This window comes from Nonomuraea glycinis (assembly GCF_035920485.1).
Taxonomy (GTDB): domain Bacteria; phylum Actinomycetota; class Actinomycetes; order Streptosporangiales; family Streptosporangiaceae; genus Nonomuraea; species Nonomuraea glycinis.
Genome location: NZ_CP109166.1, coordinates 1,239,283 through 1,261,038, shown reverse-complemented (window position 1 = coordinate 1,261,038; position 21,756 = coordinate 1,239,283). Strand labels below are relative to the sequence as shown.

The window sequence follows — 21,756 nt, the reverse complement described above, 5'->3', positions numbered from 1 at the left end:
CCCCTTACTGCGACCCGTTGGCCAACTTACCGTTCGCGTGCGAAATGAGAGACGTGGTTTCGAGCAGTTCGGGAGAGGACAGGGGCCTGGGCAGGCTCTCGACCATCTCCGGGGGGTCGAGCTCGCCGTCCACCACGCCGAGGTCGCGCAGCTTGCGCGCGCTGACCAGGACGCGGCTCTCAAGAGAGCCGACCGACTTGTTGTACGCCTCCACGGTACGCGTGAGCGCCCTGCCGAGCGACTCCACGTTCCTGCCCAGCGACGACAGTCTTTCGTACAGCTCCTTGCCCAGCTCGAACACGGCCCTGGCGTTCTCGCTCAGCGCCGCCTGCTGCCAGGCGTAGTGGGCGGTGCGCAGCATCGTGATCAGCGTGGTCGGGGTGGCGATGTGCACCCGCCGCGTCATCGCGTACTCCAGCAGGCTCGGATCGCGCTCCAGCGCGGGCGCCAGGAACGCCTCCCCGGGGATGAACAGCACCACGAACTCCGGCGACGGGTTGAATCCCTGCCAGTAGGCCTTGGCGGCGAGCCGGTCGATGTGCTCGCGCACATGCCGGGCGTGCGCGTCGAGCCGTACCGAGGCGAGAGACTCGTCGGCGGCCTCGGCGGCCTCCAGGTAGGCGGCCAGCGAGACCTTGGAGTCGACCACGATGTTCTTGCCGCCGGCCAGCCGCACCACCATGTCGGGCCGCTGGGCGCCCTCGGTCACCTGCTCGTCGAAGTCGCAGTGGTGCTGCATCCCGGCGATCTCGGCGACCCTGCGCAACTGCATCTCACCCCAGCGCCCGCGCGCCTCCGGCCGCTGCAGCGCGCGGACCAGCGTCATGGTCTGCGCCCGTAGTTGCTCGTGGCTGTGCCGTACGAAATCCATCTCCCTGGCCAGTTCGGCGCGGGCGGCGCGCTGGCCGGACTCGGTGTCGCGCAGCTGCGCCTCGACCCGCGCCAGCGCGTCCTTGAGCGGCTCGACCAGGTGCTCGACGGCCTGCCTGCGCTGCTCCAGGTCGCCGGTGGCCTCCGCGCGGCTGGCCGACAGCCGGGTCTCGGCCAGCTCCAGGAAGCGCACGTTGTTGACGTCGAGGGCCCGCGTGGACAGGGCCTGGAAGCGCTCGGCGAGCTGCTCCTCGACGTAGACGAGCTTCTCGGCGGAGGCTTTGGCCCTGGCGTCGGCCTCGGCCACCCGGACCGCCGCTCTCGTTCTGGCCAGCAGGAACCCGATGGCAGCGCCGATGAGCAGGCCGATGAGGAGGGAGACGACGTCCATCCGATCGATGATTGCAGGACAGTGGGCCCGGATCTCAGCCCGACACGCCTGGGCCCGTCGCGGCCGTAACCTGCGGCCTCGCCTGAGCAAGTAAACTCGCTGGGCGTGAGCCTCTCCATCGGCATCGTCGGCCTGCCCAACGTCGGTAAGTCCACGCTGTTCAACGCGCTGACCAAGACCGGCAACGCCCTCGCGGCCAACTACCCGTTCGCCACCATCGAGCCCAACGTGGGCATCGTGGGGGTGCCGGACGAGCGCCTGCCCAAGCTGGCCGAGATCTTCGGCTCGGCCCGGATCCTGCCCGCCAAGGTGGAGTTCGTCGACATCGCGGGCCTGGTCAAGGGCGCTTCGGAGGGGCAGGGCAGAGGCAACCAGTTCCTCGCCAACATCCGCGACACCGACGCGATCTGCCAGGTGATCCGGGTCTTCAACGACCCCGACGTCACGCACGTCGACGGCGACATCTCTCCCAAGCGCGACATCGAGACGATCAACACCGAGCTGATCATGGCGGACCTGCAGACGGTCGAGAAGGCCATCCCGCGCCTGCAGAAGGAGTCGCGCCACAACAAGGACAAGAAGGCCGCCCTGGAGGCCGCCGAGGCCGCCCTCGCGGTCCTGGAGACCGGCAAGACCGTCTTCGAGGCCGGGCTGGACAGCGCCGAGCTGCGCGAGCTCCACCTGCTCACGGCCAAGCCCTTCCTGTACGTGTTCAACCTCGACGCCGACGAGCTGACCGACGACGACCTCCGGACCCAGCTGTCCACCCTGGTGGCTCCCGCCGAGGCCGTCTTCCTCGACGCCAAGATCGAGTCCGAGCTGGTGGAGCTCGACGACGAGGAGGCGCTGGAGCTGCTGCAGTCGGTCGGCCAGCAGGAGTCCGGCCTCTCGCAGCTGGCCAGGGTCGGCTTCGAGACACTCGGCCTGCAGACCTACCTGACGGCCGGCCCCAAGGAGAGCAGGGCCTGGACGATCCCCAAGGGCGCCACCGCGCCGGAGGCGGCCGGCGTGATCCACACCGACTTCCAGCGCGGCTTCATCAAGGCCGAGGTCGTCTCCTTCGAGGACCTGATGGAGATCGGCTCGATCGCCAAGGCCCGCTCCGCCGGCAAGGCCCGCATCGAGGGCAAGGACTACGTGATGCGCGACGGCGACGTGGTGGAGTTCAGATTCAACGTCTGAATCACTGGTCAGGCGGTTCATCTTGGATCAGACAGAGTTCTGTCGCGTGGTTGGCCGACCGTCCGGCCCGATTCCGTAGGGTTCGATCATGCGACTTGATGCGTCCTCACTGATCGATCCGGCACTCCTGCCGCTCGTCGACGAGTCCCGTGAGTTCTACGCGTCCCGACGCGCCGGTCACGGACCGAAAAGCGAATCCGAGCTCCTGGCTGTCCGAGAAGCGATGCCTGCGCCTGCCGAATGCCGACCGTCCCCGTCGGTGGAGACGGTGAGTTCTCGCGGGCGAAGTGTGCCCGTGCGGATCCATACGCCGACGGACCGGCCCGCCACGGGAGCGCTGCTGGAGATTCACACCGGTGGCTTCTATCTGGGTTCGGCCGCGGGAAGCGATGTCCGGAATCGGCGACTTGTCGACGCGCTGGGCATCGCCGTAGTGAGCGTGGACTATCGACTCGCCCCTGAGAACCCCTGGCCCGCAGCGCCCGACGACTGCGAGACGGCGGCGTTGTGGCTTGCCGAGAACGCCGAAGCTCGGTTCGGCACGACGCGGCTGGCCATGAGCGGATTCTCCGCAGGCTCCACGCTGGTGACGGTGACGCTGATACGGCTACGCGATCGTGGAATTCATGCGTTCGGCGGCGCGGTCGTTCAATGCGGAACGTATGACCTCTCCGCGCAGACACCGGCCGGACGCTTCATCGCCGATGAGTACTTCCTTGCCGCGTATGCGGGTAACGCGCCGGATCGCACTGACCCGGACATTTCTCCCGTCTTCGCGGAGTTGAAGAACCTCCCGCCGATCCTGATGGTGATCGGCGCGGAAGATGTGCTCTTTGAGGACAATCTCGCCATGGCGGCGAGGCTCCTCGCGTCTGGTGTCGAGGTCGATCTACGCGTCTATCCCGCGTCGCCGCACGCGTTCACGGGGCATGCAACCTCGATGGGGCGAACTGCGCTGGAGACCATCGACGAGTGGCTCCGAGGGCAGATCGGAGAGACCGCATCGACGCGAAGGTGCCCGGCTTCGGTCAGATGCGGTTGAGACGGCGCAGCAGGTTGCCGAGCGTGCCGACATCACGCGCGACACCCTGCGCAAGATCGAATCGGGCAACCCGAACGTGAGCTTCAACAACGTCGCTCAGGTGCTCCGTGCACTCGGCGTGCTCGACCAGGTGGTCGATACGGTCGATCCGCTGGGCAGCGACATCGGCGGGCTGCGCGCCGACAAGCTCGTGAGGAAGCGCGCGCGATGACCACCGTCGAAGTCCTCGTCGAAGAACTCCCGCTGGTCGCCTAGCGTGGGCCGCATGCCCGATCCGATCTTCGCCGACCCCCGGCTGGCCGCGATCTACGACCCGCTCGATCCCGGCCGGGGCGACCTCGACGCTTACGCCGCCCTGGTGGACGAGTTCGGCGCGCGCCAGGTCCTCGATGTGGGCTGCGGCACCGGCTCGTTCGCGTGCCTGCTGGCGCGGCGCGGGGTCGAGGTCGTCGGGGTGGACCCGGCCGGGGCCTCGCTCGACGTCGCGCGGGGTAAACCCGGCGCGGACCGGGTGCGGTGGATCCTGGGCGACGCCACGACGCTGCCGCCCCTCAAGGCCGATCTGGCCGTCATGACCGGCAACGTGGCGCAGGTCTTCCTCACCGACGAGGAGTGGGCGGCCACTCTGGCAGGGATCCGGGACGCTCTGCGGCCGGCGGGTGTGCTGGTGTTCGAGACCCGTGACCCGGCCCGCCGGGCGTGGGAGGAGTGGGATCGGGCGCGGACGTACGCGGTCACCGACGTCCGCGGCGTGGGGGTCGTGGAGTCGTGGTGCGACGTGCTGAAGGTGTCCGGGCCGCTGGTCACCTTCCGGCAGACGTACGTCTTCGCCTCGGACGGCGCCGTCCTCACCTCCGACTCCACGCTCCGCTTTCGGAGCCCTGAGGAGGTCGAGGGGGCGCTGCGACGGGCCGGGTTCGGGTGCCGGGAGGTGCGTGACGCGCCCGATCGGCCGGGGCGTGAGCTTGTCTTCGTCGCCGACAAACTCGACCAGAGCGGGATCGCAAGACTTGATCACCGGAGTCTCTGAGATGCCAGTTGCTTCGCTTAAGACGAATACGCTCGCCGCATCTACCTCATATGGCTACTCTAGTAGTCAGAGTAAGAGAGGTTAGCATGGTCGGTTACAGGATTGATCGCCAGATTGCGGACTTCGGCGAGCATGTGCGCGGGTGGCGCATGGTGCTCGGCCTGACGGCGCAGCAGGTTGCCGAGCGTGCCGACATCACGCGCGACACCCTGCGCAAGATCGAATCGGGCAACCCGAACGTGAGCTTCAACAACGTTGCTCAGGTGCTCCGTGCACTCGGCGTGCTCGACCAGGTGGTCGATGCGGTCGATCCGCTGGGCAGCGACATCGGCAGGCTGCGCGCCGACAAGCTCGTGAGGAAGCGCGCGCGATGACCACCGTCGACGTCCTCGTCGAAGACGCAGGTCGCACCCGCCTGGTCGGCCAGGCCTACTTCACCCGAGTGCGCAGCCAGATCTCCACGACCTTCCTCTACGACTCGGACTACCTCGCCGACGACGGCATGAACATCGACCCCGCTCTGCTGCTGGTGTCCGGCTCGCAGCACCAGGCCGGTCTGATCCGTGCCTTCGCCGACAGTGCCCCCGACCGATGGGGCCGCAACCTCATCGAGAAGGCGGAACGGATCCGCGCCCGCGAGGAGGGCAGGGCACTGCGCCGGTTGGACGACCTCGACTTCCTCCTGGGCGTCAGCGACGACACACGCCAGGGCGCGCTGCGCTTCCGGCTGCCCGGCCGCGATGAGTTTCTCGGCAAGCCCTCAAGCGTGCCTCGGCTCATCTCGCTGCCCGAGCTCCTGCATGCCAGCGATGAGCTCGCCTCGGACGCGGACCCCTCCAGCGCAGTGAAGCAACTCCTGGACACGGGGACCACGGGCCTCGGCGGTGCCCGGCCGAAGGCCTCTGTGCGGCTCGAGGACGGCAGCCTCGCCATCGCGAAGTTCCCGCACTCCAGCGACCAGTGGGACGTGATGGCCTGGGAAGCCACGGCGCTCGATCTGCTGGAGGGAGCCGGCATCCGCACCCCGCAGCGCCGGCTGACACGCGTGGGGGAGCGGAGCGTGCTGATCCTGCGCAGATTCGACAGAACGAGCACCGGGGCGCGCATCGGCTACATCAGCGCGATGACGGCGACCGGCTCCGTCGACGGCGGGCACCGCGACTACGCCGACATCGCCGAGGCCATGCGGGACATCTCCCGCTCGCCTCGAAAGGATCACCACGAGCTCTACGACCGGGTCATCGCCAGCGTCGCCCTCGGCAACACGGATGACCACCTGCGCAACCACGGCTTCCTCGTCGATCGCAATTCCTGGACCCTCAGTCCGGTGTTCGACGTGAACCCGAACCCCGACGTGACCCGGAGCCGCTCGACCTCGATCATGGGAGCCGACGCGCTGCCCGACGAGATCGAAGGACTCCTTGCTCTGGCCGAGGACTGCAGCCTGACTCCGGAGGCTGCACGGGAGCGGATACGCCGCATCGTTACGTCTCTGGCCGGCTGGCGCGATCGGGCACGGGAGAACCAGATCGCCGATCGTGAGATCACCATGATGGCCGAGTCGATCGAACGGCGGCTGGAATCTGTCGGTGAGGCGGGTCGGCGCACCGCCTGATCAGGTGCGCCCTGGGTGCACGCCGTTGTAGCCACTCGCCGGGATCCGGGACGCTCTGCGCTGCGGTTCCGGGGTCGCGAGGAGGTGGAGCGGTCGTTGCGCGGGGCCGGGTTCGGGTGCCGGGAGGTGCGTGACGCGCCGGACCGTCCGGGGCGTGAGCTCGTCTTCGTCGCCAACAAAGTTGATTGAGGGACAATAGAGACGTCAACCATCTGGGGCACCCGCGCGTCGAATGCACACGGCGGTCACGCTGACTCGGGAGGCCCTCATGATCCGACGCATCATCCACAAGCACAACCCGGCGCCCAAGCTCGCGGGCATCAGTATGGAAGAGGAACTGGCCCTGCTGAGGGTCGAGCTGATGTACGGCCTGCGCGTCAACCGCGAGGACTACCTGCGCAGGAAGGTGGACGAGCGCGAGGAGCTCGCCGCCCAGCTGCGCGCCCGCGACACCACGAGCATGCTCGCGGGGCTGCGCGGATCGCTGGAGCGGGCGGTGCAGCCCACCGTGGTGGACCTGCGCACCAGAAGGCGCCCGGTCGGCAACCAGGATCCCGAGCCCGCCTGACGGCGAACCTCCTTGCGGATGAGCCGCCTGCCCGGTATCGGGCAAGCGGCCGTTCCTCTTTTCGCGGTACGTCACCGCAGGTCAGCGCCACCCGGCCCGATGAGGACAGGATTTCGTGGCGGCCGGGCTATGCGAATTTAGGTCTCTGGCCTGGTCAAATGCCCATTCGATAGGGAACCCTCACAAGTTGGGCACTCCGATGCGTCCCATGCGCACTCGGTTTGCTACCGGACGGCGATGCCTGCAGCATGGACGTGGCTTTCCTGGAACAATGGCGGAGACCGGATAAGGTGACTGCTTCACCGCGGATGATGGGGATCGGCAACGGACGACACCGCGCCAGCCGGGGCGATTGGCGCGAGCGGAGGCGTGATGGCTCGTAGGTCAACCGTCCAGCACGGTCCTCGGATCGCTGGCGACCCCGAGCTTTCCGTACGCCCAGACACCGCCGACTTCGACGCGCCTCCGCCGCGCAGGCCGCGGCGTGGCGGTTGGTCGGGCGGCGGCGGGCGTTGGCTGGTGTGGACCGGTCGCATCATTCTCTGGGCGCTTATCGTGGTTATCGTGGTTAATGGGATCCGTGCACCTTTTGAGCGGTTTACCGGGCAGAACGTCGCCGCGCCGAATGAGACCGCGCAGCCGGAGAGTGACTTCCCGACGGCGCGCGGGATGGCATTCGCCGCCCAGTTCGCCGGCGTTTACCTGAATTTCAGTCCTGAGGACGCCGTGAGCAGGTCCGGCAAGCTGGCCGCGTTCATGGCCGACGGCATGGATCAGCAGCTGGGCTGGGACGGCAACGGCAAGCTGGGCGCCGTCGCCATCCAGCCGTACGACATCGAGGTCACCGACGACGCCAACGCCATCGTCACGGTCGCCTTCCAGACGGGCAGCCGCAGGCTGCACCTGTCCGTGCCCATCTACTACTCGGGTGACGCCGACGGCAACAGGTTCGTCGTCTCGGGCTGGCCCGCGATCCTGCCCGCGCCCGGCCCCGCCGATCTGCCGCAGGTGGCGGAGCCGGAGAGCGACGACGCGGCGGCGACCGAGCTCAAGCCGCAGCTCGAAGGCTTCTTCCGCAACTACGCCTCGGGCAACGGCGCGGAGTTGCAGCGCTACGTCACCGCCGGCACGAGCCTGCCGAGCTTCGCGGGCGCCTTCACCTTCGCGGAGCTCAAGAGCGTCGTGGTGCCTGTAGGGGGTGCCACCCGAGAGATTCAGGCGGTCGTGGTGTGGGTCCTGCCTGACGCCGTGGCCGCCGACGCCGGCGCCGCCGTCGCGAGCACCGGAACCGGCCGCCTCCAGCAGGCTTATCGCCTCACGGTCGTGAAGCAGGGCGACAAATGGTACGTCGACGACATCCGCGGCGCCGGTCGGGCCGTTGGATAGACGCACGACCGCGCTGCTGATCGGCACCCCCGGGAGGACAAGAAGTGATCGTGAAATCGATAGTGCTCAACCTGATCGAGCTGACGCCGACCCCCGCACCCACAGGCGTCAACACCGAAGGACTCGCCGACTTCCTGCGCGCGTTCTTCGCCCCGCTGTTCCTTGTGGTCGTCTCCGTGGTCGCGCTGTTCTTCCTCTTCACCCGCGAGATCACGAGGTTCGTACAGTTCCTCATCCTGGCCGTGGCCATCGGCGTGATCTTCTACGTGCCCAACATCATCGAAGTGACGGCCAAAGCGATCGCGGGAGCCCTGGGCATCCAGTAAGGGTTGAGACCGCTCCGTGGCGGTCATGAACGAGCGGGTGGAGAGGAGGACCGCGTGGACCTGCCTACGTATACGAACATCTGGCGCATCGAGAAGCGGCTCTACAAGCTGTACGACCTACGGCTGCCCATGCCGCTGCCCATCGTCTGGATCGGCGTGTTCGTCGGCGTCGTCGTGCCGTGGTCGCTTCTGCTCTGGCTGGTCGGCGTGCCGGTGGAGATGCCCTGGCACGTGCTCTACCTGGTGCCCCCCGGGATCGTGACGTGGCTGTCCACCCGCCCCGTCATCGAGGGCAAGCGGCTCACCGAGCTGCTCGAATCCCAGCTCCGCTACCTCGGACAGCCGCGCGCCTGGTACCGCCTCGCGCCCGGGGCCGAGCCCGAGACGATCAGCTTCTCCGGCCGCGTCTGGCGCGTCTCCCCGGCCAGGGTCCGCGTCAAGTCGACGCGCAAGGCCCGCCAGACCCAGCGCAAGCGCTCGGCCGCCCAGCGCATCAACGGCCCGCGCCAGGTCCGTCCCGCCGTGGCGGCCGCCGCTGTGGCCGCCGCACAGGCCCCGGTCGCCGAGTCGGCGACCACCCGGACGGGCTGGGGTTCCCGGACCCGCCCCGGCGCCGCCGCCCCCGCCCTCGGCACCACCGCCCTCGCCCTGCCGCCCTCGCGCCAGGACCACGAGCTTGTACGCGAGAGCCGCGCCGAGGCGAGAGGCACGACGGGGACGCCGGCCGAGCCCAGGACCGCGACCGACCCGAGGAGCGGCCAGGAGACATCGGCCCGTTCGAGGGCCGGGCGGGATCCGCAGGGCGTGCCGGATTCGCGGAGCGTGCGGGATGCGCAGGGCGTGCCGGATTCCCAGGGCATGCCGGAGTCGCGAGGCGTGCGAAACGCGCAGGGCGTGCGGGACTCTCAGGGCGCGGCGCGGGACTCTCAGGGTGTACGGGACTCACAGGACGCGGCGCGGAGCTCTCACGGCGCGGTGCGCGACGGTAGGGACACGCCGGCGGCGCTTCGGCTGGTACGTGGCACCTTGGAGGACGCGCCCACCGGCCGTGACGACGCCCGGCATGAGCCGGCGGGCGACCCGGCTGAGCGGGCAGGGGGGCGGACCTCGCGTCAGGCCGCGTCGGGTAAGCCGATCGACACGGAGGCGCTGCGGCGGTTGCGCAAGCTCGCCGCGAGTGCCGACGCGCCGTCGGAGTCCTCGGCACTGCCGGGCGGCGAGGACGAGCAGGCCGCGGATGAGCACGGCCGGGACGACGAAGTCGCCAGGAATCAGCACAGGAAGGGGCGGCCGCCCAGGCTGGGGCCCGCCCTGCTGCTGCCGGACGCTCAGGGGGGATGGTCGCCGCTGAACCCCGACTCGACGCCGATGAAGCTGTCGCGCCCGTTGCGGGGCAGGGGTCCGGACTCGGAGTTGCCCGCGCTGCCGGTCCACCATGACGACGCGGTCCCCTCGGCGTCCGCTCGGTCCGAACAGGTGGATCCCGCCCAGCACGACGATCCCGTACGTCCCGAGCAGGTGGATCCCGGTCAGCACGACGATCCCGTACGTCCCGAGCAGGTGGATCCCGGTCAGCAAGACGATCCCATCCGTCCCGAGCCGAATGACGAGGGTCTTCAGCGGGTCCCCACGGGCTCCGCACGCGGGGACGACGCGGGATCTGCCCCTCACACCCAGGAGGAGGACGCCGCGGAGCGTCCCCAGGGCGTAGTGGAAGGGCCTGTGGGCGCCCCAGAGGATGAGGAAGCCCCGCCTACGCCGTCGGCACGCCAGGAGGTCACGCCGGAGGCGCTGCGGCCACTGGAGAGCCTGCCGTCCACGACCCGACAGCCATCCGCAGGACCCGAGCAGCCCGAGTCCGCCGAGCACGAGCCGTCTGAGTCCGTACAACGTCGGCCGTCTGAGCGCGTGGACCTTCGGCGGGCCGAGGGCGCGGGGGCCGGGGCGTCTGTCGCCGTTGGGCACGAGGCGGCTGAGCGCGGGGCGCCTCAGCAGGCTGAGCGTGCCGAGCGGGAGCCGTCCGAGCGGGCAGGGCCTGAGCAGCCGGTGGAGGAGCCGCAGGCTGCGGGGCGTCGCCAGTCCGTGCAGCGCCTGCGTTCGGTGGAGCCGCTGCGGCCGGCCCAGGAGCGGGAGTCCGACGAGCACTCCGGGCCCGACGAGAACCGTCAGTCCGATGAGGACCGTCAGTCCGATGAGGACCGTCAGTCCGACGAGGACCGTCGTGCTGAGAGGCGTCGGCAGTCTGCGGAGCAGCAGCAGGCGGAGCGGGAGCACGAGCGGGAGCGGTCCGTGATCGGGCTGGAGGCTCGGGAGGGGGCTGCTGCGGGCTCGGCGGTGGAGCAGGCGGGTGAGCGGTTGCGGTCGGTGGGGCAGCCGCAGGCTCCGGAGCGGCGGGAGGTCGCGGCCGGGGTGCCGGTGCCGAGGACCGGGGAACGGGAGCCGCGGGTACGCCGGGTGGAGTCCGTCGTGGGGCGGGACTCCGGCGGCTGGCGGCGGATCGCCCAGGTGGTGGTCGGCGGCAGCGGCGTGCGGACCGATGGCTCGGAGATCGACGAGGCCCGGGCCAGGGGCGTGTTCGGCGGCAGCCGCAGGATCGTGGTGCTGGGATGTACGGGCGGCGCCGGGCAGAGCACGACGGCGTTGATGCTGGGCCACACCCTGGCCCGCTACCGCGACGACAGGGTGGTGGCGGTCGACGCCGCGCCCGGCGGCGGGAGCCTGACCAGCCGGGTCGAGCAGGAGACGCCCGAGACGCTGACGTCGCTGCTCGCGGGCCTGCACGGGGTGAGCGGCTATCTGACGATGCGCGGCTACACCACCCGTACGGCGTCCGGCCTGGAGGTGGTCGGGGCCGACGGCGACGCGGAGGCCGAGCAGCGGCTGGCCGATCGTGACCTCTTCTCCGACCGCCGGCTGGGTGAGGCGCTGAGCCTGCTCGACCGGCACTACAAGCTGTCCGTCATCGACCCGGCGGCCTCGCTGGCGGCGCGCGTGCTGCCGTACGCCGACCAGCTTGTCCTGGTGCTCCCCGCGAGCGAGGAGGCCCCGGAGGCGGTGGCGATGACGTACGAGTGGCTGGACGGCCACGGCTGCGCGGACCTGAGGCGGCGGGCGGTCATGGTGGTCAACGGGGTGAGCAGGCGTTCGATGGCGGATGTCGAGCAGGCGGAGGCGGTGGCCAGCGGCAGGTGCCGGGCCATCGTCCGGGTCCCCTGGGAGGACGGGCTGGCGCCGGGCGGCGACGAGGTCGTCGATCCGGGGCAGTTGCGCGCGGCCGGGCGGCGGGCGTACCTCGCCCTTGCCGGGGTCGTGGTCGCGGGCTTCACGGCACAGCGGATCCGACCGAGCGAAGAGGAGTTGGCGAGTGACCCCCCGGGCACGAGAATCGGTGAGCGATAAGTGAACATGCGAGCAGGTATGGCCAGTTCATGCGCCGAGGGGGCGGCATGAGCAGGGCGTCCCGGGCGCACCAGCGTCTGGCGGTCCGCTACTTCGACGACCGCATCCTGCTCACAGACTCCTCCGCATGGGCATATTTCCGTCTTCCCACGGTCAGCTACGAGTTCGTCACGCCGGAGGAGCGGGAGTCGCTGGCGACCAACATCACGATCGCGCTGGCGGCGATCAGGATGCCGGACGCCGAGGTTCATCTGCGGGTGGCGCATCGTGCCTATCCGGCGGCCGAGTGGGCGATGGCGCTCAACGCCACCTCCGACGAGGGTCCGGGCTGGCGCGACTATCTGGAGGAGATGTACCGGCACGTCTGGGCGAAGGACTTCTGGTCCAAGGAGGTCTATCTCGGCGTACGGATCGGTCCCCGGGGCAAGCAGCTCGGCAGCGGGGTGCTCGCGCAGCTGTTCGGCTTCTACCAGCGGACCGAGAAGGCGCTCGGCCTCGACGACGACCACGTGCCCGACGGCGAGATCCGCCGCTGGACCGAGCAGGCCGAACGGCTGGGCCGGGCGCTGGCCTCCAGCGCCCTGTACGCCCGGCACGCCACCTCGGTCGAGGTGGCGTGGCTGTTCCAGCACGCGGCGGCGGGGGCGCTGGCGGACGCGCCGCCGTCGGCCAGCCCGAAGCGGCGCTGGGGCAGGGGCGAGATCGAGTCGCTGGTGGAGGGCGAGATCCACAACGGCAGGTCGCTGCTGCGCATCGTGCAGCCGCAAGGTGACTCTTATGTGGCCTACCTGTCGTTCGCCCGGTTCCCGGACATCATGCCGTTCCCGGACGGCGAGCCGTGGATGCACTTCACCGACCAGTTGCCCTTCCCCGTGGAGATCTCCTCGCGGATGCGGCTGATCCCGCCGGTCAAGGCGTCCAGGGACGTGGCGCGCAAGCTGGCGCACGCCCGCGACATGGACATCCACATCCGGGAGGCCGGCGCGGAGGCGCCGCTGGCGCTGGCCGAGCAGATCGACGCGGCCCGCATGCTGGAGCACGGCATCACCAAGGAACGACTGCCCTTCGTGTACGGGTGGCACCGGCTTATCGTGTCGGCCCCCACCGAGGACATCTGCGTGCAGCGGGTGGAGGCGGTCGTCGAGCACTACCGCGACATGGGCATCGACGTGGTCAACTCCACCGGCGACCAGTTCTCGCTGTTCCGCGAGGCGCTGCCGGGGGAGAAGGTGGGCGTCAACGCCTACGCCCAGCGTCAGCCGCTGCGGACGATCGCTGGCGGCATGGCGACGGCCACCGTGGACCTCGGCGACCGGCTGGAGGACGCCGGTGAGGGCTGGCTGGGCCCGTACATCGGTGAGACCGTCGGCAGGGCGCGCAGCATCGTGCACTTCGACCCGCTGCTCGCGGCCAGCCGCAACCGCCCGACCGCCATCGCGATCACCGGCGAGCCGGGCGGCGGCAAGACGACGCTCGCGCTGCTGATGATCTACCAGATGGCGTTGCGCGGGGTCACGGTCGCGGTGATCGACCCCAAGGGCGACGCCGAGTCGCTCGTGCAGCTGCTGCAGAAGCGCGAGCGCAAGGCGCGGATCATCCCGCTCGGCTCGGCCGCGCCGGGGCTGCTGGACCCGTTCTCGTTCGGGGATGACATCGCGGCCAAGAAGACGATGGCCACCGAGACGCTGCGGCTGCTGCTGCCGAGGATGTCGGAGGAGCGCGAGTCGGCGATGATCCAGGCGGTGGCGGCGGTGTCGAACGCGCCCGACCCCTCGCTCGGCAAGGTCGTCGACCATCTGGAGCAGACCGAGGACGCCGCGTCGAAGAACCTGGGCGCGGTGCTGCGCTCGATGTCGGAGATGCACCTGGCCACGCTCTGCTTCGACCCCTCAGGCGGCGACCAGATCGACTCGGAGGGGTGGACCACCGTGTTCACCCTGGGCGGCCTGACGCTGCCGGACGTGGCCACCACCAGGGACGACTACTCCTACGAGCAGCGGCTGTCGGTGGCGCTGCTCTATCTCGTCTCCCAGTTCGCCCGGCGGCTGATGAACGGGCTGGACCGGCGCGCGCCCAAGGCGATCTTCCTCGACGAGGCGTGGGCGATCACGTCCACGCCGGAGGGCGCCAAGCTGGTGCCCGAGGTGAGCCGGATGGGCCGCTCCCGTAACACCGCGCTCGTCCTGGTGTCGCAGAACGCCGGTGACCTGCTCAACGAACAGGTGACCAACTGCCTGTCCTCCGTCTTCGCCTTCCGGTCCACCGAACGCGTGGAGGTCGACCACGTCATGTCACTGCTCGGGGTGGAACCATCTGAGGAGCACAAGGCCGTCTTGCGCTCGCTCGGCAACGGGGAATGCATTTTCCGTGATCTGGATGGCAGGGCAGGGCGGATCGGAGTGGATCTGATCTCCGATGAGCTGCTTCGCTGGCTCGACACGAACCCGACACACGACAAACCCGACGGCAACGGGCATGATCTTCAAGGGGGAGTGGTCCGGGCGCAGGAGGTGCGGTCATGAGGATCCGACTATCCAGGCGGTTGACGCTTGCCCTGGTGGTGCTGCTGGGCATCCTGGTGGTGCCGTTCGCGGTGGGGAGCATGTCGCCCGCCGCGGCGGCGCCCTGCGACCTCTCGGGCGAGCTCGCCCCCGAGGTGATCGGCAGCGGCACCGACGGCATGATGCAGGCGCCGGTGCCGGAGGGCGGCGTACAACCACCCACCACCAACTACGGCCAGTTCGGCATGAGCGGCCAGTTCTGGCACACGCACGAGCTCGGCTGCTCCGACATCACCGCGGTCCTCGGCAACTCCTGGGCCAACACGATCTTCCTGTGGGCCAAGGCCGTCGACCGGCTCACGATCACCACCTACCAGGCGGCGGCCACCGAGGGACCGCTCCAGTCCATCAAGGACGTCGTCGACGACATCGTCACGAACCTGGCGCAGGCCATGTACTGGCCGTACCTCCAGCCCATCGTGATCCTCGGCGCGATCTGGCTGGCGTGGTACGGCCTGATCCGCAAGCGGGCCACCACCACCGCCGAAGGCGTGATCTGGATGGTGCTCGCCGTCACGGTGGCGACCTGGTTCCTCAGCCGGCCGCAGGACTTCACCGGGCTCGGCAAGGTCGTCACCGACAAGACCGGCGAAGTGGTCAACTCCGCCTTCTCCGGGCTGCCCGGCGCGGGCGGCGCCTCCTGTCTGCCGGCGCCCGGCGACACCAGCCCCGAGGTCAAGGCCGGCGGCTACGGCCAGAACGGCACGCCCGGCGTCGACCAGAACGCCGACGCCCTGTGGTCCACGCTGGTGTGCAAGCCCTGGCTGATGGGCCAGTTCGGCACCGCGGACCCCAACCAGCCCATCGTGCGCGACTTCGGCCGCGTCATGCTGGAGACCCAGTCGATCCCGGCGGCCACCGCGGCCAATCCCGCGCCCGACCGGGCCGCCCACCAGGCGAAGTACGTCGAGATCGCCGACAAGCTGAAAAACGACTCGCGCTACTTCATCTTCTCCGGCCGGGACTGGACGAGCCGGCTCGGCGTGGCCATCGCCGCGCTCATCGCCGCCCTGGTGGCGGGGGTGCTCATCTTCCTGGTGGCGGTCTCGCTGCTGGTGCTCAAGGTGGGTTTCCTGCTGTTGCTGATCCTCGGGCCGGTGTTCCTGCTGATCGGCGTCCATCCGGGCAGCGGGCGGATCATCGCCATGCGCTGGGTGGAGATGCTGATCGGCACCCTGCTCAGACAGGCCGTGCTCGCGCTGGTGCTCGGCGTGCTCGTGTACGGCTACGCGCTGATCATCTCCACGGCGATGCCCTGGGGGTTGCAGATCCTGTTCATGGCGTTGCTGACGATCGCGGTGTTCTTCTACCGGCGGCCGTTCCAGCATCTGTTCGCGTCGATGGGCGGGCACACGCTCACCACCCGCATGCTCGGCGAGGCGGCGAGTTCGCCGGTGCTGGAGCGGGCCTCGAACGTGCTGCCCCCGGTCGCCTCGGCCAGGATCGGACGCTGGGGCGCGCGGAAGGCCGAGCCGCTCATCCACGCGGCCACCGGCGGCGTGGCGAGCGGGGTCGCCGCCACCGTCGCCCAGGGCCGGGCCAGGGGCGAGGAGTCGGAAGGCGCCGCGACGCCGTCGGGCGTCCGGGTGCCCGCACCGCTCGACACCGACCAGCAGGGCGGCAAGGCGGGCGGCAGGCAGGGTCCGGCGCCGCGCCAGGGTGACGCGCCGCCGCTCAACCTGGGCGGCACGCCCACCCGCAGCCGTGGCGCCTCGCCCGGGGCGGGGCCGCGCGGTCCGGGCGGCGGGTCGAGCGCGTCCGGCGCCTCCGCCGCGTCCGGTGGCGGCTCGGGTGGCGGAGGCTGGTTCGGCGGACGGTCCGGCGGCGGCTGGGCGCCTCGCGGCGGCTCCGGCGGCTCGCGGAGCTCGGGCGGTTCCAGCGGCTCCCGGTCGGGTGGCTCGCGGTCGGGCGGTACGCGGTCCGGTGGGTCGGGAGGCTCCCGGTCCGGTGGGTTGGGAAGCTCTCGGTCCGGCGGGTCCCGGTTCAGTGGGTCCGGTGGTTCGCGACCCTCCCGCTGGAGCGACGACAGGTCGAACGGCTCCTCGGGCGGCGGCATCTTCGGCCGCAACCCTGACGGGCGGGTCTTCGGCGGTGGCGGATCCGGTGGCGGCGGCATGTTCGGCGGCTCCTCCGGCTCCTCCGACCGGCGCGCCTCCGAGCCGCCACCGCTGTGGGGCAGCTCCCGCAAGGATGAGCCCCCGGTGCCGTTCTGGCTCAACCCGTCCAACCCCGACAAGGATTGATCATGGCCCAGCCTGGTGACAGGCGCGGGGTGGCCTTCGCCGCCGTCGTGGTGATCATCGCCGCCGTGGGGCTCTACCTGGCGCTGTGGCCGGACTCCGAGGAGCCGGCCGCGGTACAGGCGCCGCGCGGCGTCACCACGAGCTCGCCTGTCGTCGAGAGCACGCCGCTGGCCACGGCCAGCGACGCGCCCTTCGACGTCTACGCGTACCTGCCGATGTCGAAGGAGCAGCTCGCCGCCGCCGCCGACCTGGCCGAGCGGTTCACCGCCGAGTACGGCACGTTCCGGCACGACGAGGACCCGGCTGCCTACGCGGCCAGGGTGAAGCAGTACACCACGGCCGAGCTGGGCGACATCCTCGCCAGGACGCTGACCTCGCCCGGCACGGTGGAGCGCAACCGCGCCGACGAGGTGGTCTCCACGACCACGGCCGCGCTCAAGGAGATCCGGCAGATCGACAGGACCTCCGTCGTGTTCGTGGTGACCGGCACGCAGCAGCTCGCCACGAAGAGCGGCACCAAACAACTGGTCGAGCAGTACGCGGTCACGGTCAGCCAGCTCGGCGCCGACTGGCGGGTCTTCGAGCTGCGGCCCGCCGGCGAAGGTCAGGACGGGGACCCGGAAGGGTGAACGTCTCACGTCCTCGCGTCCTCCTGGCGGTCGTGGTCGCCGGGATGCTGCTGCTGGCCCTGGTCATCATGTCGCCGATGATGATGACGTCGATCCCCTCCTTCATCGGCAACGGCGGCACGCAGCCCGACTGCGCCGACGACGGCACCCGGGTGCAGGAGGCCTCCGACTCGGCCGCCGCCGACATCCCGGCCGACTACCTGGAGCTCTACCGCGAGCACGGCGAGAAGATCGGCGTCCAGTGGAGCATCCTGGCCGCCGTCGGCAAGCGGGAGACCAACCACGGCCGCTCCGACCTGCCCGGCGTGAAGAGCGGCACCAACTCCGCCGGCGCGGCCGGGCCGATGCAGTTCCTGATCAGCACGTGGGGCGGCAAGGCCAGGATCCCGATGTCGTCGCAGTTCAACGGCTACGCCTCCGACGGCGACGGTGACGGCGTCGGCGACGTCTACAACCCCGCCGACGCGATCCTCGGCGCGGCCAAGATGCTCAAGCGCAACGGCGCCCCTGAGAACGTGCGGGGGGCGTTGTTCGTCTACAACCGGGCCTGGTGGTACGTCGACCAGGTCCAGGAGATCGCCAAGGGGTACGCCAAGTCCGGCGAGGTGGAGGTGCCGCCGGAGGCGGACGACGCCTGTGACGAGCCGCTGGTCGAGGCCGCGCCCAGCGACGTGGTCGCGAAGATCCTCGCGTACGCGCTGGACCAGCGTGGCAAGCCGTACGTGTGGGGCGGGACCGGGCCGGACTCGTTCGACTGCTCGGGCATCATCTTCGCCGCCTACCGGGCCGCGGGGCTGTCGATCCCGCGCACCACGTTCACGCAGTGGCCGTTCGGGGTGAAGATCGAGCAGGGCAAGGAGGAGGCGGGGGACTTAGTGTTCTTCAACGCGGGTCCCGGCACCTCGCCCAACAATCCGGGGCATGTGGGGATGGTCGTGTCGAAGGGGAAGATGGTGGAGGCGCGCTGCCGCCTGTGCGGGCCGATCAAGGTGACGACCTACGGCACCCGGGACACGATCGTGGGCTTCACCCGGCCGCTGCGGAACCCTGACGTGATCGCCCAGTTGGAGAAGCTGGAGAACGCCTGATGACGGTGATCGTGGTCGCCGCGGTGATCCTCGACGCGGCCGGCCGGGTGCTGGCCGCACAGCGCGCCGACCCGCCTGAGCTGGCGGGCGGGTGGGAGTTCCCCGGCGGGAAGGTCGACCCCGGGGAGGGCGAGATCGACGCCCTGGTGCGGGAGTGCCGCGAGGAGCTCGGGGTGGAGGTCAGTGTCGGGGAGCGGGTCGGCGGTGACTGGCCGCTGAGTGAGGGGTACGTGCTGCGCGTCTGGTTCGCCATGGTGACGGCGGGGATCCCGGAGGCCAAGGAGCACCTGGCGCTGCGGTGGCTGGAGCCTGGTGGATACTTCGACGTGGCGTGGCTGGGGGCCGATCTGCCCGTCATGGAAGCGGTGGAGAAACTGCTGTCACAAGGGTTGAATGGTCGCTCTGTGTGACATAAGTATTACAGTCAGTAATCTGTCGCATCGGGGGAGGCGGCTTCATGAATCGGGGCTGGATCGTGGGCGGAGCCCTGGTTCTGGTGGCGGCGCCGGCGGCGCCCGCGGCGGCGGCCGGGGTGACCATGGTGCTCGGCCGGGTGGACGACTCCGCCGGTTCGCGGGCCGGCGCGGGGGACGTGTTGCGATACCGGGTGCGTTTCGACGGTACGGCACGCGACGCCCGGCTGGCTGTGGCCACCACACCGCCCCACGCCCTCACCGCCCTGACCTGCACGTCGCCCGTCCAGGCAGAGCTTACGGACCCGCCGGCATCGACCGGGTCGGACGCCGAGGGCGACGGCCAGCCGGCTTCCGGCGTGCCGCGTTCCGCTCCCCAGAGGTTGAAGGCCCAGGGCGATGGCCTTCCTGCGTCCTCTTCGGAGCTCAGTGAAGACGCCTCTCCTCAGGGGATCTCGGCGGGATCGTCTGACGGCGTGTCCGCTGCCGCCGCGCTCGCCGCTCGGACGCTCGTCAAGCTGGAGACTTCAGGGTCGAGTACGGCGGTCGTGTCCGGAGCGCAGGCGTGCGCGCTGGGGGAGCTGGCCGGCAGGCGGGCCGTGGACGTGGAGCTCACCGTCCCGGAGGGGACGGGCGAAGTGGCGCTCGCGGCCGTGGCCAGGATGCGGCAGGGGACCGGGCTGACGACCATGACGGAGGCCATCGGCGTACCGGTGCGGGCCCCAGAGCCGGTCAGCCCCGCCGGCGCCGCGGCGGACCCCGAAGCCACGACGAACAAGCCTCCGACCGTACGGCAACGCGACGCGGAGGCGGCCGGGACGACTCGACACCGGTTCCGGGAGCCCGGGATGGGTGTGGAGGCCCCTCGGCCCGAGGTGCGGGGGCGGGAAGTGGATGAAGCCGCCCGGCAGTCAGAGGGGGCGGGGCCGTCAGAGGTTGCCGAGCAGCCCGAAGCGCCGGAAATGGCCGAGGGTGCCCAGCAGCCTGAGGACTCGGCTCAGCCTGAGGACTCGGCTCAGCCTGAGGACTCGGCTCAGCCTGAGGTCTCCGCAAAGCAGGGCAAGAAGGATAAGGCTGGGATCGTTCGGCAGTCGGGCAAGACGGGCAAGGGCGAGGCTGCGGGAGAGCTCAACAAGGCTGGGGGCGTACGGCCGGGCGGGCTGGTCGGTGGGGTTGCGCGGCCGGAGCCGGTCGGTGGGGGCTTGCCGCCGGATGTGCGGGGTGGTGCGGACATGGGGGTGGCCGGGGATCTGTGGCGGGAGCCGGCGGCCGGGGGGACGGCTGAGGGGAAAGGGAAGAGGGCGGCCGAGCTGCCTTTGGCGGCTGTTCCCACTGCCGCCGCGGCGTCTTCCGTGACCGGCGTGTCAATGGATGGCCAGGGGGCGCCGCTGCCTCGGGCGGTGGCCGCTCCGCAGGTGCGGTTGCAGGCCGCCGAAGTGGTGAATCCGCTGGCAGGGGGCCGTGGGCTGGCCGCGGCGGCAGGCGGGATCGGGGCGTTGATGGCGGGGCTGTGGGCCATCAGCAGGACGCATCGGACGCGTAGTCGGAGAAAGCTGTTGTAAATTCGTCTTTACTGTTACTTTTACCCGACTAGTATTCCCTTGACCATGGTTGCGGGATTGCGCGGAGGGCACTGGTGGCACGTAGCGGAGCGACGGCCGTGTCCGCGGTGCTGCTCTCGCTGGCCTTGACCGGCGTAGGAGCCAGCGTTTTCGTCGGCCAGAGCGCCACGGCCTCGGCCACCGCCTACGATCCTGTCGAGCCGTGCGAAGCCGGCCAGGAGTGCCCGCCGGAGACCACGGTCACGGTCACCACCACCTTGCCGACTCCGAGCAGCGAGCAGGAAGCGCCGGAGACGACGATCACCAAGACCGTCACGTCGACGCCGAAGACCAAGTCGACCCCCACTCCCAAGGCGACGAAGACCACGAAGGCGCCGGAACCGACGCCGGTCGTTCAGAGCAGCGCGCCGCAGCCCCAGCCACTGCCGACGCAGAGCGCGGAGGTGCCGAGCGTCTCGCCGACCACTGAGCAGTCCGACGTCGTGCTGCCGCCGGTGACCGGCACGGAGACGCCGGCCACGCCGCCCCCGACCGAGGGGCAGTCCGCGGAGACCGATGAGATCCCGCTCGAGATGCGCAACGCCGCCCCGGAGTTCGACCAGCGCAGCCTGACGCAGCAGCTCAGCATCCCCGCGCTGATCCTGGTGCTGCTCGTGCTGTTCGCCGTGCTCATCTTCGAGGGGCGGCTGCGTCGCATGGCCCACGCCGCGGCGATTCGCAAGGCGGGGCCCCTGGCCGGTCACCCCGACCCGCACACGGGCTATCCGGCGGGCCCCGGCTACGCCACGGCCGCCATGCCCGCGCCCGGCTATCCGGGCGGTACGGCGTACGCGCCGATCATCAGTTTCGTCCCGGTGCAGACCTATCCGGGCGGTCAGGTGCAGTACGGCGCGGTCTATCAGGATCCGAACGCCTACACCCAGCCTGGCTACGTTCCCGAGCAGCCGCCGGCCCAGCCGGAGCCCGTGGTGCTGCAGCCGGACCAGTTCGACTCCTACAGTCACCAGCCCGCGCCTAGTCACCAGCCCGCGCCGGAGCCGGAGCGGGAGGTGTACCGGTCGCCGTTCGAGCCGGTGATCCCGCCGGAGGCGCCGCCCGCCGACATCCCGCCCGGCGGCGCGAAGCCGTACGAGGACTCGCCGGACAGGCCGCTGCCCTCCGCCTCGGCCGCCGAGCCGGGCGACTCCGAGCCGTGGGGCGGCGGGCTACCGCTGCCGGGCCACGGCCCCGCGCCCACGGGGATGTCGGACGCGACGGTCATCCAGCCCCTGCCCGCGCAGCCGCCGGCGCCCGAGGAGACGACGGTCGCCGAGCCGCTGCCCCAGCAGGGCAAGCGCAAGCGCGGCCTCGGCCGCCGCCGGAAGTGACCTGACCCCCACGGCCACCGCCAGAAGGCCGGAAGTGACCTGACCCCCACGGCCACCGCCAGAAGGCCGGAAGTGACCTGACCC

Annotated in this window: 18 protein-coding genes; 17 read left to right on the top strand and 1 reads right to left on the bottom strand. The window is 70.4% G+C overall.

Going from position 1 to position 21,756, the window contains the following annotated elements:
• Positions 1-4: 4 nt before the first annotated feature.
• Positions 5-1,261, bottom strand: coding sequence for a DNA recombination protein RmuC (gene rmuC / locus OHA68_RS05785; RefSeq protein ID WP_327106666.1), 1,257 nt, complete (start codon positions 1,259-1,261; stop codon positions 5-7).
• Positions 1,262-1,366: 105 nt separating this feature from the next.
• Between rmuC and ychF the strand changes: the two genes are divergently transcribed.
• From ychF to OHA68_RS05700, 17 genes are all read left to right on the top strand, one after another.
• Complete coding sequence (ychF, locus tag OHA68_RS05780; protein ID WP_189141874.1) at positions 1,367-2,443, top strand: redox-regulated ATPase YchF; 1,077 nt, start codon at positions 1,367-1,369, stop codon at positions 2,441-2,443.
• 88 nt (positions 2,444-2,531) lie between these two features.
• Complete coding sequence (locus OHA68_RS05775; protein ID WP_327106665.1) at positions 2,532-3,485, top strand: alpha/beta hydrolase; 954 nt, start codon at positions 2,532-2,534, stop codon at positions 3,483-3,485.
• On the top strand, positions 3,373-3,696 hold the full coding sequence (locus tag OHA68_RS05770) for a helix-turn-helix domain-containing protein (protein WP_327106664.1): 324 nt from the start codon (positions 3,373-3,375) through the stop codon (positions 3,694-3,696). The genes OHA68_RS05775 and OHA68_RS05770 overlap by 113 nt, the downstream gene beginning before the upstream one ends.
• A gap of 54 nt (positions 3,697-3,750) precedes the next feature.
• A complete protein-coding gene (locus tag OHA68_RS05765; RefSeq protein WP_327106663.1) occupies positions 3,751-4,515 on the top strand; it encodes a class I SAM-dependent methyltransferase in 765 nt (254 codons plus the stop codon).
• Between the two features lie 86 nt (positions 4,516-4,601).
• Positions 4,602-4,889 carry a helix-turn-helix domain-containing protein gene (locus tag OHA68_RS05760; protein ID WP_327106662.1) on the top strand — a complete coding sequence of 96 codons (288 nt, stop codon included), beginning with the start codon at positions 4,602-4,604 and terminating at the stop codon, positions 4,887-4,889.
• Positions 4,886-6,130, top strand: a complete 1,245-nt coding sequence (locus tag OHA68_RS05755) for a type II toxin-antitoxin system HipA family toxin (RefSeq protein WP_327106661.1) — start codon at positions 4,886-4,888, stop codon at positions 6,128-6,130. Before OHA68_RS05760 ends, OHA68_RS05755 begins: the two co-directional genes overlap by 4 nt.
• A gap of 268 nt (positions 6,131-6,398) precedes the next feature.
• Positions 6,399-6,698, top strand: a complete 300-nt coding sequence (locus tag OHA68_RS05750; RefSeq protein ID WP_327106660.1) for a hypothetical protein — start codon at positions 6,399-6,401, stop codon at positions 6,696-6,698.
• Between the two features lie 669 nt (positions 6,699-7,367).
• On the top strand, positions 7,368-8,084 hold the full coding sequence (locus OHA68_RS05745) for a conjugal transfer protein (protein ID WP_327106659.1): 717 nt from the start codon (positions 7,368-7,370) through the stop codon (positions 8,082-8,084).
• 59 nt (positions 8,085-8,143) lie between these two features.
• Complete coding sequence (locus OHA68_RS05740; protein ID WP_225277783.1) at positions 8,144-8,410, top strand: hypothetical protein; 267 nt, start codon at positions 8,144-8,146, stop codon at positions 8,408-8,410.
• 54 nt (positions 8,411-8,464) lie between these two features.
• On the top strand, positions 8,465-11,809 hold the full coding sequence (locus OHA68_RS05735) for a TcpE family conjugal transfer membrane protein (RefSeq protein ID WP_327106658.1): 3,345 nt from the start codon (positions 8,465-8,467) through the stop codon (positions 11,807-11,809).
• 47 nt (positions 11,810-11,856) lie between these two features.
• Positions 11,857-14,331, top strand: coding sequence for an ATP-binding protein (locus OHA68_RS05730; RefSeq protein ID WP_327106657.1), 2,475 nt, complete (start codon positions 11,857-11,859; stop codon positions 14,329-14,331).
• Complete coding sequence (locus tag OHA68_RS05725; RefSeq protein WP_327106656.1) at positions 14,328-16,613, top strand: type IV secretion system protein; 2,286 nt, start codon at positions 14,328-14,330, stop codon at positions 16,611-16,613. Before OHA68_RS05730 ends, OHA68_RS05725 begins: the two co-directional genes overlap by 4 nt.
• Before the next feature lie 2 nt (positions 16,614-16,615).
• Complete coding sequence (locus OHA68_RS05720; protein WP_327106655.1) at positions 16,616-17,242, top strand: hypothetical protein; 627 nt, start codon at positions 16,616-16,618, stop codon at positions 17,240-17,242.
• Entirely contained in the window at positions 17,239-18,330 is a 1,092-nt protein-coding gene (locus OHA68_RS05715; RefSeq protein WP_327106654.1) for a C40 family peptidase, read from the top strand. The genes OHA68_RS05720 and OHA68_RS05715 overlap by 4 nt, the downstream gene beginning before the upstream one ends.
• Positions 18,330-18,740 carry a (deoxy)nucleoside triphosphate pyrophosphohydrolase gene (locus OHA68_RS05710; RefSeq protein ID WP_189141862.1) on the top strand — a complete coding sequence of 137 codons (411 nt, stop codon included), beginning with the start codon at positions 18,330-18,332 and terminating at the stop codon, positions 18,738-18,740. The genes OHA68_RS05715 and OHA68_RS05710 overlap by 1 nt, the downstream gene beginning before the upstream one ends.
• 47 nt (positions 18,741-18,787) lie before the next feature.
• On the top strand, positions 18,788-20,305 hold the full coding sequence (locus OHA68_RS05705) for a hypothetical protein (RefSeq protein ID WP_327106653.1): 1,518 nt from the start codon (positions 18,788-18,790) through the stop codon (positions 20,303-20,305).
• Positions 20,306-20,379: 74 nt separating this feature from the next.
• Entirely contained in the window at positions 20,380-21,672 is a 1,293-nt protein-coding gene (locus tag OHA68_RS05700) for a hypothetical protein (RefSeq protein WP_327106652.1), read from the top strand.
• Positions 21,673-21,756: the final 84 nt, after the last annotated feature.

Excerpts from the sequence above, each read along its gene's own strand:
- rmuC (WP_327106666.1), bottom strand. The coding sequence starts at position 1,261 with ATGGACGTCGTCTCCCTCCTCATCGGCCTGCTCATCGGCGCTGCCATC.
- OHA68_RS05775 (WP_327106665.1), top strand. The coding sequence starts at position 2,532 with ATGCGACTTGATGCGTCCTCACTGATCGATCCGGCACTCCTGCCGCTC.
- OHA68_RS05770 (WP_327106664.1), top strand. The coding sequence starts at position 3,373 with ATGCAACCTCGATGGGGCGAACTGCGCTGGAGACCATCGACGAGTGGC.
- OHA68_RS05765 (WP_327106663.1), top strand. The coding sequence starts at position 3,751 with ATGCCCGATCCGATCTTCGCCGACCCCCGGCTGGCCGCGATCTACGAC.
- OHA68_RS05760 (WP_327106662.1), top strand. The coding sequence starts at position 4,602 with ATGGTCGGTTACAGGATTGATCGCCAGATTGCGGACTTCGGCGAGCAT.
- OHA68_RS05755 (WP_327106661.1), top strand. The coding sequence starts at position 4,886 with ATGACCACCGTCGACGTCCTCGTCGAAGACGCAGGTCGCACCCGCCTG.
- OHA68_RS05750 (WP_327106660.1), top strand. The coding sequence starts at position 6,399 with ATGATCCGACGCATCATCCACAAGCACAACCCGGCGCCCAAGCTCGCG.
- OHA68_RS05745 (WP_327106659.1), top strand. The coding sequence starts at position 7,368 with ATGGCATTCGCCGCCCAGTTCGCCGGCGTTTACCTGAATTTCAGTCCT.
- OHA68_RS05730 (WP_327106657.1), top strand. The coding sequence starts at position 11,857 with ATGAGCAGGGCGTCCCGGGCGCACCAGCGTCTGGCGGTCCGCTACTTC.
- OHA68_RS05725 (WP_327106656.1), top strand. The coding sequence starts at position 14,328 with ATGAGGATCCGACTATCCAGGCGGTTGACGCTTGCCCTGGTGGTGCTG.
- OHA68_RS05720 (WP_327106655.1), top strand. The coding sequence starts at position 16,616 with ATGGCCCAGCCTGGTGACAGGCGCGGGGTGGCCTTCGCCGCCGTCGTG.
- OHA68_RS05710 (WP_189141862.1), top strand. The coding sequence starts at position 18,330 with ATGACGGTGATCGTGGTCGCCGCGGTGATCCTCGACGCGGCCGGCCGG.
- OHA68_RS05705 (WP_327106653.1), top strand. The coding sequence starts at position 18,788 with ATGAATCGGGGCTGGATCGTGGGCGGAGCCCTGGTTCTGGTGGCGGCG.